This is a genomic window from Streptomyces sp. NPDC059355 (assembly GCF_042752335.1).
Lineage (GTDB): Bacteria > Actinomycetota > Actinomycetes > Streptomycetales > Streptomycetaceae > Streptomyces.
Genome location: NZ_JBHYXN010000034.1, coordinates 79,890 through 91,678, shown reverse-complemented (window position 1 = coordinate 91,678; position 11,789 = coordinate 79,890). Strand labels below are relative to the sequence as shown.

General features: G+C 68.8%; 12 protein-coding genes and 1 pseudogene. 8 read left to right on the top strand and 5 right to left on the bottom strand.

Annotated features, from left to right (window positions below):
- Positions 1-170, top strand: a pseudogene (locus tag ACFXGI_RS27840) (transposase); the annotation flags it as partial.
- A gap of 327 nt (positions 171-497) precedes the next feature.
- On the opposite strand, the gene ACFXGI_RS27835 reads toward ACFXGI_RS27840, so the two are convergent.
- Together ACFXGI_RS27835 and ACFXGI_RS27830 are read right to left on the bottom strand one after the other, a co-directional pair.
- Positions 498-1,142, bottom strand: coding sequence for a LysE family translocator (locus ACFXGI_RS27835; protein WP_384712125.1), 645 nt, complete (start codon positions 1,140-1,142; stop codon positions 498-500).
- A gap of 193 nt (positions 1,143-1,335) precedes the next feature.
- Positions 1,336-2,058, bottom strand: coding sequence for a TetR/AcrR family transcriptional regulator (locus tag ACFXGI_RS27830; RefSeq protein ID WP_384712122.1), 723 nt, complete (start codon positions 2,056-2,058; stop codon positions 1,336-1,338).
- A 77-nt stretch (positions 2,059-2,135) separates the two neighbouring features.
- On the opposite strand from ACFXGI_RS27830, the gene ACFXGI_RS27825 reads away from it, so the two are divergent.
- Positions 2,136-3,053 carry an alpha/beta fold hydrolase gene (locus tag ACFXGI_RS27825; protein ID WP_384712119.1) on the top strand — a complete coding sequence of 306 codons (918 nt, stop codon included), beginning with the start codon at positions 2,136-2,138 and terminating at the stop codon, positions 3,051-3,053.
- Between the two features lie 55 nt (positions 3,054-3,108).
- Here ACFXGI_RS27825 and ACFXGI_RS27820 read toward each other — a convergent pair whose 3' ends face one another.
- On the bottom strand, positions 3,109-4,239 hold the full coding sequence (locus ACFXGI_RS27820; protein ID WP_384712116.1) for an FAD-dependent oxidoreductase: 1,131 nt from the start codon (positions 4,237-4,239) through the stop codon (positions 3,109-3,111).
- Positions 4,240-4,798: 559 nt separating this feature from the next.
- On the opposite strand from ACFXGI_RS27820, the gene ACFXGI_RS27815 reads away from it, so the two are divergent.
- Together ACFXGI_RS27815 and ACFXGI_RS27810 are read left to right on the top strand one after the other, a co-directional pair.
- Positions 4,799-5,020, top strand: a complete 222-nt coding sequence (locus ACFXGI_RS27815; RefSeq protein WP_384712113.1) for a hypothetical protein — start codon at positions 4,799-4,801, stop codon at positions 5,018-5,020.
- A 235-nt stretch (positions 5,021-5,255) separates the two neighbouring features.
- The gene (locus ACFXGI_RS27810) at positions 5,256-5,441 is read left to right on the top strand and encodes a hypothetical protein (protein WP_384712111.1); all 186 of its coding nucleotides are present in this window, start codon (positions 5,256-5,258) and stop codon (positions 5,439-5,441) included.
- Between the two features lie 44 nt (positions 5,442-5,485).
- Here ACFXGI_RS27810 and ACFXGI_RS27805 read toward each other — a convergent pair whose 3' ends face one another.
- Both ACFXGI_RS27805 and ACFXGI_RS27800 read right to left on the bottom strand, forming a co-directional pair.
- Positions 5,486-6,034: a DUF4262 domain-containing protein gene (locus tag ACFXGI_RS27805; RefSeq protein WP_384712108.1), complete on the bottom strand. Its 549-nt coding sequence runs from the start codon at positions 6,032-6,034 to the stop codon at positions 5,486-5,488.
- Between the two features lie 288 nt (positions 6,035-6,322).
- Positions 6,323-7,462, bottom strand: coding sequence for a PucR family transcriptional regulator (locus tag ACFXGI_RS27800; protein WP_384712105.1), 1,140 nt, complete (start codon positions 7,460-7,462; stop codon positions 6,323-6,325).
- Between the two features lie 87 nt (positions 7,463-7,549).
- Between ACFXGI_RS27800 and ACFXGI_RS27795 the strand changes: the two genes are divergently transcribed.
- The 4 genes from ACFXGI_RS27795 (at position 7,550) to ACFXGI_RS27780 (ending at position 11,427) form a co-directional block, all read left to right on the top strand.
- Complete coding sequence (locus tag ACFXGI_RS27795) at positions 7,550-8,605, top strand: ferredoxin reductase (RefSeq protein WP_384712102.1); 1,056 nt, start codon at positions 7,550-7,552, stop codon at positions 8,603-8,605.
- Positions 8,606-8,612: 7 nt separating this feature from the next.
- Entirely contained in the window at positions 8,613-9,731 is a 1,119-nt protein-coding gene (locus ACFXGI_RS27790) for a fatty acid desaturase family protein (protein WP_384712099.1), read from the top strand.
- 379 nt (positions 9,732-10,110) lie between these two features.
- Positions 10,111-10,371 carry a hypothetical protein gene (locus ACFXGI_RS27785; RefSeq protein WP_384712096.1) on the top strand — a complete coding sequence of 87 codons (261 nt, stop codon included), beginning with the start codon at positions 10,111-10,113 and terminating at the stop codon, positions 10,369-10,371.
- A 765-nt stretch (positions 10,372-11,136) separates the two neighbouring features.
- Positions 11,137-11,427 carry a DUF6233 domain-containing protein gene (locus ACFXGI_RS27780; protein ID WP_384712093.1) on the top strand — a complete coding sequence of 97 codons (291 nt, stop codon included), beginning with the start codon at positions 11,137-11,139 and terminating at the stop codon, positions 11,425-11,427.
- Positions 11,428-11,789: the final 362 nt, after the last annotated feature.

Here is an 11,789-nt window from a genome sequence, read left to right as displayed (position 1 = left end):
GCGGTGATCGACTCCTCCCACGTCAGGGCCGCTCGACGGGGCCCAAAAGCGGTCCCAGCCCGGTCGACCGCGCTCGGCCGGGCAGCAAGCACCACCTGATCGTCGACGGCCGGGGCATCCCGCCTGCCGTGTCGCTGACCGGCGGGAACCGTAACGACGTCACTCAGTTGTCGAGCGGACCATCGCCTGCTGTTGAGTTCGGCAGCGACTGCGTCGAGGTGGTCCCGGGTGTGGCCGGACAGGCTGCTGCCCTAGAGACTGCCCGATTCGCGACCAGCGTACGGGCCCCAATCTCTCGCCCCCTGGCAGCTCCAGCCCAAAGCCGCTCCCGCCGACCTCATCTGGCCCATGTGCGATCGTCACGCCTCCCAGGTACGTTGAGCCGTCAGCCGAGGGAGAACGCTCGCGAGGGAGTCGCCCCGCAACGCGCGGCTGCGGGGCGACGATCCACTTTCGCAACGGGCCCTAGTCGGGCATCACGGCGACATGGGCCGGGTTCAGGCCGAGACAGGGGTACGGGACAGCGCGGTGTGCATCGCGAAGGCGCCGAGCAAGCCACCCGCCGTGAACCGCTGGGCAGTCATGGCACGAGGGCGGGCGGTCAGGAATCCCGACACCCGAGCTGCGCCCAACATGATCAGAGCGTTCACCGAGATACCCACGATGATCTGCACCCCACCGAGCTGGAGCAGTTGACCCCAGGCCGGACCTGCCTGCGAGTCCAAGAACTGGGGCAGCAGGGCGGCATACATAAGAGCGATCTTGGGGTTGAGCAGGTTCGTCAGCAGCCCCATCGAGAACAGACGGGCGTCAGCGACCGGAGGCAGGTCCTGGGCCGGGACGAAGGGCGAGCTGCCACCGGGCTTGAGCATGCCCCACGCGAGGTAGGCCAAGTAGGCGGCGCCGGCAAGTTTGACCAGTATGAACGCCACCGGCACGGCAGCGAACAATGCCGACAGGCCCGCAGCCGATGCCAGCAGATAGCACACGAATCCCACGGCGGTCCCACAGAGGCTGACCAGGCCCGCCCTGCGGCCTTGGGTGATCGCGCGAGAGGCGAGGTGAATCATGTTCGGTCCTGGAGTCAGGGCCATGCCCAGTTCGACCAGGGCCACTCCTGCGACTGCGGTCAGAGTGATCACCGGTCAACCTCCTGGTCGTTCGTCAGGAACATGATGCGAACCGGGCCACCGCCTTGCAACGGACAGCCGCGTCGCATCAACAGCGCCTGTCTTGCCGTCAGCAGAGTAAGGCCCTGCCGCTCGCTGTTTTCAAGCGCCCCGGCGGCAGTCGCCCACGCCGAGGACGAAGCCACGCTTGGAAGGCAGGACAAGCTCAGGCGCCGGCCCCCTGCGTGATGAGGCCGGTGAGTGCCCGCCGCATGATCCGCTCGAACCGCAGCTGCTCGTCCTGCGCCGGGTCCGCTTCCGACTGCTCAGCCAGGGCCGCTGCGACGTGCGGGTGCCCGCCCTGGGCCGCCGTCTCGCCGATGTACGCGGCCTGCGCCCCCTGGCGGCCGGTGAGTCCGCGGTCGGTCTGCAACTCGGCGCGGGAGAACTGCTCGGTCAGGGCGTTCAGCAGGGCGACGATCTCCATGCCGGTCCGGCCGGGCAGCCCGGCGGGGGCGAGCGCCCGGAGTGCGTACTCCAGGAAGTCCATCCCGTTCGGGCCGATCCGGAGCGGCTCCGGGGGTACGTCGACGAGCCAGGGGTGCCGCAGCCGCGTGTCCTTCGCCCGGACTGCGAGGGCGAACAGATCCTCGACCGGGTCACCGGTGAGCGGGACGTCCAGGCCGATCTCGCCCGCGACCGCGTCCGTCATCAGGTCGAGGAGGTCGTCGCGGGAGCCGAGGTAGCGGTACAGCGACGCCTGGCCGGTGCCCAGCTCCGCGCCGACCTGGCGCATGGACACGGCCGCGAGGCCGCCCCGGTCCGCCAGCCGGACCGCAACCTCGGCCAACTCCGCGCGGGTGTGCACGGCGGCGGGCCCGCGTGCGCCGCGCTCCGGCCGGGTCCAGACGATTACCGGCTCCTGGGCCACTCGTGCACCTGCTCTCATCCACTTCGTGCCGCTGCCTGCGGGCACCCCCTATACTAAAACTGCGAACATCGATCGCAGTTTATGGGGAGGCAGTCATGTCCGAGTCCGCCGCGCACCCGTGGACCCCGATCCGCTTCGCCGAGAACGGGCAGGTCGAGCTCGCGTACGACCGGCTCACCGAGGGGACGGACGGGGAGCCGCTGCTGCTGATGACCGGTCTCGGCGTCAACCGGCTCTGGATCCCGGACGGCCTGTGCCACCTGCTCGCCGAGGCGGGCTTCGCCGTCGCCCGCTACGACCAGCGCGACGGAGGCGAGTCGACCCACCTGCCGCCCGTTGCACCCAGGAACCCCCTCTCCGCGCTGTTCCGCAAGCGCGGCGAGACCTACACGGCCGAGGACATGGCGGACGACGCGATCGCCGTCATGGACGCGCTGGGCTGGGAATCCGCGCATCTGCTGGGCGTCTCTCTCGGCGGCGCCATCGCCCAGCGCGTGGCCCTGAGACACCCGCACCGGGTGCGGACCGTGACGACCATGTCCGCGGTTCCCGGCGATGTCGCGGGCCTGAAGACCATGCGCTTCATCCGGATGGGGACCCTCGCGAAGTTCGCCAAGCTGAAGTTCCCCGATACCCGGGAGGGCGCGATCGCCGCCAGTGTCGAGGTCTCCCGGCTCCTCGCCTCGCCGGCCCGCACCTTCGACGAGCACGCCGCAAGGGAAGCCGCCGAGCGCGCCGCCGACGCGGGCGTGCACGACCAGCAGGCGCAGAGCCGCCAGATCGGCGCCCAGTGGCACAGCGGGCCGATCAGCGGCATCCAGCGGCCGACACTGGTCCTGCACGGCGCGGACGACCCCCTGATCAAGCCCGCTGCCGCGACAGCGATCGCGTCCCGGATCCCCAACGCCCGCAAGCTGCTGCTGCTGGAGGTCGGTCACGAACTGCCCGAACCGGTCTGGCACACCATCGCCGGCGAGATCCGGGCATTGGCCGACGTGGCGGCGGGCAGCTAAGAGGTGGGCTTGGGCGAGGCCGGGACGGAGAGCATCGGATCAGGTCCTGTGCGGCTCATTGGTCCTTCTCGGTGATCATGTTGATCAGGCCCTGGGCCGTGTTGTGCTCGGAGTCGATCCCTACAACGGCGCCACCTTCAAAAGTGGCGGCGTCGGCGCTGCGGGGGAACATGGCCTGCTCGTACTCGGTGAGCGCGGCCTCGATGTCGTCGGGGTGCGCGGCAAGGGCCTGGCCGAGTTCGGCACCGTCGAGCATGGCGAGGTTGGCACCGTCCCCGTTCGGGGGCGCGAGGTGGGCGGCGTCGCCGATCAGGGTCACCCCCGGCACGCGGTCCCACCGGTGCCCGGCGGGCAGGGCGTACTGGGGGCGCCAGACCGGCGCGGTGTCGCCGTCGGTGATCAGGGCGGTGAGTTCCGGTACCCAGCCGTCGAATTCCCGCGCGATGCGCGCGGTGGCCGCGGCGGGATCGGTGAAGTCGATTGCGGCGAACCAGTCCTGTGGCCTGGCCAGCACCACGTAGGTGTGTAGGGTGTCGCCGCTTTCCCGGTGAGCGAAGATCTCCTTGCCCGGCGAGGGCGCCATCAGCATCCCGCCGCCGACCGCCTGCGCGGCGGCAGGGTGACGGCTGTCGGCATCGAAGAGGTACGTCTCGACGGACGACGTGCCGGCGTACTCGGGTGTGGCGGTGGTGAGCAGCGGCCGGACCCGTGACCATGCGCCGTCCGCGCCGACCAGCAGGCGGGTTTCGACGGTGCTGCCGTCGGCGAACGTCACCTCGTGGCGGCCCTTGCCGAGTGCGCGGGTGCTGCTGACCTTGTGGCCCCACCGGACGGTGCCGGCCGGGAGCGAGTCGAGCAGCATCCGTCGTAAATCGCCGCGCTGCACCTCGGGGCGGCCGCCCGTTCCGTCGTCGGCCTTGTCGAGCAGGACGGTCCCGTCCCGGTCGAGGACCCGCAGCGCCTGGCGGCCCTTCATGACGATGGCGTGGAACTCGTCCATCAGGCCAGCCGACTTAAGGGCGAGCTGCCCGTTGTAATCGTGGATGTCGAGCATTCCGCCCTGCGTTCGCACCGTCGGAGAGGACTCCGCCTCGTAGACCGTGACCGGGATTCCGTGGACGTGAAGGACGCGGGCCAGGATGAGCCCGCCGAGTCCTGCGCCGATGATCGTGACGGGTACGTGCATGGTGGCTCCTTAGGATCGGGGCCGCCCGGTGTGCTCCGGCCGGCCGCCTCTCACACGCTGCCGAACCCCGCCGACAAGCCACCGACATCGAAACCGCAGCCACCGATAGACGACCGACACCGTGCATCAGTCCCGACACCCAGCCGCTACCGGCTTCCGCTCGGCGCCCGCGTCGATCGTGCTCATGCACGCTTTCTCTCATCGCTCCCCGCACAGCGAAGCCAGGCGTGCACCGTGTGCAACGAACGGCCCGACAAATGCAGCGCGCCAGCCATTTCATGATCAGGGATGCATGAGCGAGGGGTGCCTCCCGTTCTCACGTACATCGGCTACTCGCGCGATCTTGCGACTCTCAACCTCGTGTCGAAACGACGTCGCAACTCGGTTCTGGCACAGATCTTGGGGAGTCGTCGCAGAGCGTTACCCCGATGTTCGATTGCGAGGAGTCGGGTCCACGTGAGACCGCGTACGCCTTGTCGTCCGACAGTTGGAAGTGACGCTCCCTCAGGTGCCTGCTGGCCGCTGCTGCGGTCGGTTGTGGGCGGTGATGGTGCTGGTCATGCAGACCGATGCACCGTTCTGGGACTCGCTGGTGTTCGAGGGGATCGATGATGTGGATGTCGAGGCGGTTACGGCCGCGTTCGGCACGGTCGAGGTGGTGGCAAGAGGCCGCGCGGCCGGCGCCGAGTGTCCGGACTGCGGCCGCTTCTCGGACCGAGTCCACGACCAGCGCAAGCCGGAGGACCTTCCACTCGCTGAGCAGGGCTCTTGTCCCGGCTGACGGTCCGGCGATTCATCTGCGGAGCGACGGACTGCCCGCGCCGGACGTTCGCCAAGCCGTTCTCGCGGCTCGCCGCCCCACACGCACGGTTCACCACACGGCTCAACAAGGATGTCCTGGCCTGCTGCCCCGAACTGGACAAGGCCGCCGGACATTCCGCGACTTCGGCGAGATACTCACCGGCCGCCTCGGCTCCACGCTGCCTGCCTGGATCGACGCAGTCGACGCCAGCCAGTTGCCAGGCCTCACTGGCTTCGCGCTTCACCTGCTCCGGGATCTCGGCGCGGTGACAGCCGGGCTCACCCTGGACTGGAGCTCCGGCAGCATCGAGGAAGCCGTGAACCGCATCAAGAAGATCAAGCGGCAGCTCTACGGTCGAGCCGGATTTGAACTGCTCCGCAAAATGATCTTGCTCCAGTAGCCTCTTCTGGCGATGGTGTTGCTCCGTCGCATACCGGCACGGGGTCAGAGCTCGGTCGTCCAGATCCCGACCGGGTGCTCACTCGGTGGCAGCCACAACTGAGGCTGTGACCCCCGATGCTTGACCTCAGCCTGTTCGTCCCAGTGAAATCGGTCATGCGCATCGGGCCACGCAACTTGCAGCACAGGGAAAGGAGGTCGTCGGTAGAACCCGATGGCCTGTCCGAAGAAGGTCCGGTACCAGCGCAGATCGACCTGCCTGAGCGCGACTTGGTGACTGTCGACAACGTCAGGATGTCTCTGGCCGTCAGCCAGTACTGCGCCCGCGGCGGACTTCTCTCCGAGCCTGTTGAGAATGCGGTGCATGACGTGGATATCGAGTCCGAACATGGCGAGCTCAGGTCCGCTGTGAGTGTGCGCGAGGCCGATCGTGTAGGCGAATCCAGGACCGATGTCGTCCTCGGGAACCATCACGACGTGCCATCCGTGCCACTGCACGTTCTCGATGATCGTCAGATCCATGCCGTCCGCTTCGTCCCGGTCACCGTAGTCATGGCAGAGGACGCAGCGGCACTGGAACGGATCAGCAGTCATAGGCGGAGGCTACGAGGTGAGTGTTCGAGCCGGACGGCCGGGCTCGTGATCACCCCTTCAATCGAACGACACTGTCACCCTCTGCGACCGGTCCCCAAGATCTGTGCCAGAACTTGGAACTCGCCTGCAAAGCCCGGCTTCCCGAGGCCTTTGCTGCTCTTCACATCAACCCGGTCTCAGCTGGCCGATACAGCTCCCCGGGCCGCATGAGGCAGCTGATGGCACTGAGGACGAGGCACGATTCCCGGACTGCTCGTGGACGCGGGCAGGGAGAAATCGAGGTACGCGTCAGCTGACCCGAAGACCGACCGCCAGCGTCAGTTCAAGGACCCGCTGTGGCGATGCGAGATCCGGAAACAGCCCCCGCAGCTGCGACATCCGGTACCGGACCGTCTGGGGATGGACGAACAACGCCGCCGCCACCTCGTCCCGCCTGCCCTGGTGCAGCAGCCACGCCCGCAACGTCTCCTCCAGCCGCCGTGCCGTCGCGACAGGCAAGGCCCGCAAGGGTGCGAGGGCTCGGGCACGCAGGTCTGCGAACGCGTCCGCGTCAGCGCTCAGCACCAGCTCGGGCAGGTGGTCCTCGGTGTCGCGAATATCGGAGGAGAGGGAGCGCGCGCGTACGGCGCGTGCGTACGAGGCGGACGCACGGGTCCATGGCCGGGCCGGGCCGACCACGGCGATGCGGTCGGTCAACTGCCGCAAGAGGTGTGGCCGGTCGGCATCGGGGACGAGCAGCACACCGGTGGCGTCCGGCAGATCGTCTAGGACGAGGGTGCTCGGGTCGAGCGTGCGGTAGGCAGGCCGGGCCTGGGCGGCGGGCAGCAGGACCGCGGTCAGCAAAGTCGGCGGCTGCCACCCGGCACGTTGAACAGAGGCCAGCAGCACGTCCGAGCTCGCGCCGGCGAGGAGGTCGCGGGCCAGGTGTTCCAGGTGGCGCTCGTGGGCCCTGCCCCGGGCGGCCAGTTCGTCGGCGTGGCCCGCGGCGCTCGCGGCGGAGAGCTCGTCGATGTAGGCGAAGGTCAGCTCGGCGAACTTGGCGACCTCGGCGGCGGGCAGACCTGCGGGTACAGCGCCCGCTGCCAGGCATCGCCAGGCCACGCGGGCGCCGACGCGGTAGGCGCTGAGCAGGGCGTCCATCGAACGGCCGTCGCGCACTTCGCCGCGGCCCAGCTCGTAAGCCGCGTCATCGCCGTCGCCGCCTGCGGCGGTCCCGCTCGCGAGATCCAGGTAGTGCCCCAGGGCGGTGCGGACGGCTCGGCGGATGGTGGCGCCCATGCGGCCCGAAAGCGCGTTGGCGTAGGGAGGGACCTCGTCGATGATCGCCTGGACGACCTCGTCGGCGGTGGTCTTCAGCGCCGCCCGAAGCGCTGTGACCGTCGTCTCATCCAGGGCCAGTTCGCTGGCCCTCCGGATTGCATGGCTCACGGTTTCATTCCCTGCGAACAATTCTGCCGATCAGATTTACGTCCTGCGGTCAGGACTTTACGCCTTGAGGCGCAGCAAGCTGGAGTCATGACGAGTGCAGCCCTCCGCAGCAGGGCGTGGAAACTGCTGGAGATGGTCACGACGCCGCTGCTGCCGTCGGACTACCTCGACCTGGTCAGCCCGCTGCGTGCGGGCGCCGACCTGCGTGGGCGCATCGAGGCCGTGCACCCCGAGACGGGTGACGCCGCCACGATCGTGATCAGGCCGGGGCGAGGCTGGCGCGGCCACACGGCCGGTCAGTACGTGCGGATCGGGGTCGACGTCGACGGGGTGCGCCTGTGGCGTGCCTACTCCCTCACCTCGCCGACAAACCGCCAGGACGGCCGCGTCACGATCACCGTGAAGGCGATCCCGGACGGCAAGGTCAGCAACCACCTGGTCCGCAGGGCGAAACCGGGCACGCTGGTCCGACTCGACCATCCGACCGGTGACTTCGTGCTGCCGCAGGCCAAGCCCGCCAAGGTGCTCTACTTGACGGCCGGCAGCGGCATCACGCCCGTGATGGGCATGCTGCGCGACATCGAGATCGACGACGTCGTCATGGTCCACTGCGCGCCACAGCCGCAAGACGTGATCTTCCGCAAGGAACTGCACGACCTCGTCGCGGACAAGAAGCTGCGGCTCACCGAGGTGCACACCGACACGGACGGCATGCTCGACATCGCCCGTCTCGACGAACTCGTGCCCGACTGGGCCGAGCGCGAGACCTGGGCTTGCGGGCCCGCGGGCCTGCTCGACGCCGCCGAAGAGCACTGGACCGAGCACGGCGTACAAGAGCGCCTGCATACCGAACGCTTCCGCCCCAACATCGTCGTCGCCGGCGATGGCGGCGAGGTCACGTTCAGCGCCACCGGCAAGACCGTCGACGCGGACGGCGCCACCCCGTTGCTGGACATCGGCGAGGAGGCCGGCGTGCTCATGCCCTCCGGGTGCCGCATGGGCATCTGCTTCGGCTGCATCACGCCGCTCAAGGCAGGCGCCGTCCGAGACCTGCGCACCGGCGAAATCACCGAGGCCGAGCCGGGCGTCCTCATCCAGACCTGCGTGTCCGCCGCGGCGGGCCCCTGCGACATCGAACGGTAGGAGCACCTTGACCGCCATCGACCCCACCGCCCACCTGACCGCGGAGCAGATCGAGGAGCTTGGCCGCGAGCTGGACGCGATCCGCGAGGAGGTGATCGCCGGACGCGGCGAGAAGGACGCCGCCTACATCCGCAAGGTCATCTCGGCGCAGCGCAAGCTCGAGCTGGTCAGCAGGGGCGTGCTGCTGTTCTCGATCTTCCCGCCCGCGTGGCTGCTCGGCACCGCCGGGCTGTCCGTGGCGAAGATCATGGACAACATGGAGATCGGCCACAACATCCTGCACGGCCAGTGGGACTGGATGCGGGACCCGAAGATCCACTCCACCACCTGGGAGTGGGACCACGTCTCGCCGTCCGAGCAGTGGAAGCACTCGCACAACGAGCTGCACCACACCTACACCAACGTGATCGGCAAGGACAACGACCTCGGCTACGGCATCATGCGCGTCGACGAGGACCAGAAGTGGCACCCGTTCCACCTCGGCCAGCCGCTGTGGAACTTCATCAACGCCTGCTTCTTCGAGTACGGCATCGCAGCATACGACCTGGAGCTCGGCAAGAACCTGCACAAGCGCCGCCGCAAGGACCCGGAGTTCCGCGCGCGGGCCAGGGCCGTGGGCCGCAAGATCCGCAAGCAGGTGCTCAAGGACTACGTGATCCACCCGCTGCTGTCGGGCCCGTCGTTCCTGCCCACGCTCGCCGCTACGTTCACCGCGAACCTGGTCCGCAACATCTGGTCCCACTCGGTGATCATGTGCGGGCACTTCCCCGAGGGCGTACAGGTCTTCGAGCGCCGGTCGATCAAGGATGAAACGCGCGGCCAGTGGTACCTGCGCCAGATGATGGGCTCGGCGAACATCAGCGGCAGCAGGGCCATGCACTTCATGACCGGCAACCTGTCGCACCAGATCGAGCACCACCTGTTCCCGGACCTGCCGAGCAACCGGTACGCCGAGGTCGCGGTGAAGGTGCGCGAGCTGTTCGAAAAGTATGAGCTGGAGTACGTCACCGGGCCGCTCCCCAAGCAGGTGTTCTCCGCCTGGCACAAGGTCTTCCGGCTCTCACTGCCGAACAAGAAGCCCAAGGTCAAAAGGTCGGACCGCGAGCAGGAGCTCGTCGCAGCCTGATTCCCGGTATGGGTTCAGGGGCCATCACAGCCATCAGGCCCTCCAGCTCCTGGCGGGAGGTGAAGCCCTGGTGCTCCAATCCCGTCGGCGCTCAATTGCCGGCCTTGGGGTTGCCGCTTTGGCCCTTGCAGAAGGTGTTGGCCGCCAGTTCGGCACCCTTGTCGTAGCCCTTCTGCCAGTTCGGGTCGACCTCCCCGGTGGTCCTGGGTTGGGTGGCCTGGCAGCTCGCCTTGATCTACTGGAAGGCGAACTGGAAGCCCTTGTCGTACTCGGCTTTGGCGTCGTCCCCTTCGGTCTGAGCTTTGCCCCCCGTCTGCGTGCAGGGGTAGCTCTGCGTCTGCGACCCGTACGGGACGGCGGCGTACGAGCCAGGGGGCTCATGGACGTGGCCAGGGATCCGGAGGAAACGGTGGAGGACTATGTCCCGGGGAACTGGTTCGCGGTACGGGGAATCGCCGCCTACCAGGATCGGATCGAGGAGGCGTCGGCACGGGTGCGGGAACTGGCTGCGGGGGTCCCGCGGTTCGACCCCCCGGTGACGGCGGCGCTGCTGCGGCCCGATGACGAGTCGGGCCGTCCGGCACTGGCGGAGTCTCTGCGCAGGCGGCTGGGGCAGAGTGCGGACGAGGGGGAAGTGTGACGATCCGGCAGTACGCGTACATCTCCAGGACCAAGATCGACGGTCTCGAGGAGGCGTTGTTCCGCAGACTGCCCGTCACCGGGAGGGTGAGCGCCGAGATCCCCGGATTCGGCGGGGTCGAGCTCGCCCCGGCCCCCAGGGCGCAGACCGAGCTCCACCGGCGCGCGAACAAGGTACGGCGCAGGCTGGAGAAGCGGGAGATGAGCGAGCCGCTGCCGGAGGTCGGCGTGCTGGGCACGTCCGGTTACTACCGGGACCACACCGTCTGGGCCCACGGCCTGTACTCCTTCACCGGTGACCACGCGCTGGACGGCGACGGGGTGCGCGTCGTCTCCTACCTCGCGTGGAAGCGCTGGCATGATGCGATCATCCTCCTGGCGGGGTCCCCCGTGAATGTGCTCGGCGAAAGCGACCTCGTCGTACGGGAAGGTCTGAGGGCCTACGGAACGACGGGTACATGGGCGTCCATCGTCCAGTTCGCCGAGAGCGGGTTGCGGGGGGCCGACAACGAGCAGCCCCTTCTGGGGGTCGCGGGGGTTGCCGGAGGTGTGGACACGGGGGCGCTGGACGCCGCGGGCCTGCCGTGGGCCCACTGGGGCGGGCGCCTGCTGGAGCTGGCGGAGACCCCCGCTCCGCCCGAACTCCTGGCCTCCCCCCGAGGCATGGCGCTGGCGGCGCTCTGCCTGCGCTATCTGTCCGCAGGCGCAGTGCGGGGGCTGAGAGGTGTCCGAGCTCCCGCCTGGCCTGCCGCGCCTGCGGACCGGGGTGACGCACCTAAGCGGCAAGCTCGTCCGCGCCGAGCGAGGGCTGAACGCGGCAGAAGAACGCGAGGCCCTCGGCTCGCAGCGCAGGCCACCGGCCGAGCCGCCCGCGCGGCTGATCCAGCGCGGCATCGGGGCGGGCCGACTGCCGGTCAGCATCCATGCCGGGGACTGCTGGGACAGCCGAAAGCGCTGCACTCCCATCAGCACCGGGCAGGCGCGCCGGGCATTGGCCGAGCGGATACCCGCCTGCCCGGACTTCCGGCTCGACACAGCCCTCGGGATGCCGGAGTGAATGGCCAGGGGCACGGTGAAGGAAGACCCCTGACCTGTGCATCATCATCTACCCCACGGACGCCCAGGGCGGGCGCCGCGTCCGCGCCGACGGGGAGATCCTCGGCCGCGCCACCAGCCTCTGTGACCTACCAGAATTCCTGCGCCGTGCAGCCTGGACCCAGACGATGTCCGCCCGAACGACGAGCTGCTCATCGAGTGGCGCGGCGGCGGACCGGCAGTGTGGACTACGGACACCGGCGAGCAGTGACGCAGCCAGACGGAAAGCCCGGGGCCTGGCCCTGTCTCAGCATGGCCAGGCCCCTCAGCCAGCACGACGCGTAGGTGCTGCGCGCGATGCTGTCGGTGCCTGCGGCGCCCGCG

Bases quoted from the DNA above. Each gene is read 5' to 3' on its own strand.
- ACFXGI_RS27815 (WP_384712113.1), top strand. From the start codon at position 4,799: ATGCAGACCGATGCACCGTTCTGGGACTCGCTGGTGTTCGAGGGGATC.
- ACFXGI_RS27820 (WP_384712116.1), bottom strand. From the start codon at position 4,239: ATGCACGTACCCGTCACGATCATCGGCGCAGGACTCGGCGGGCTCATC.
- ACFXGI_RS27830 (WP_384712122.1), bottom strand. From the start codon at position 2,058: ATGAGAGCAGGTGCACGAGTGGCCCAGGAGCCGGTAATCGTCTGGACC.
- ACFXGI_RS27795 (WP_384712102.1), top strand. From the start codon at position 7,550: ATGACGAGTGCAGCCCTCCGCAGCAGGGCGTGGAAACTGCTGGAGATG.
- ACFXGI_RS27825 (WP_384712119.1), top strand. From the start codon at position 2,136: ATGTCCGAGTCCGCCGCGCACCCGTGGACCCCGATCCGCTTCGCCGAG.
- ACFXGI_RS27785 (WP_384712096.1), top strand. From the start codon at position 10,111: ATGGACGTGGCCAGGGATCCGGAGGAAACGGTGGAGGACTATGTCCCG.
- ACFXGI_RS27805 (WP_384712108.1), bottom strand. From the start codon at position 6,034: ATGACTGCTGATCCGTTCCAGTGCCGCTGCGTCCTCTGCCATGACTAC.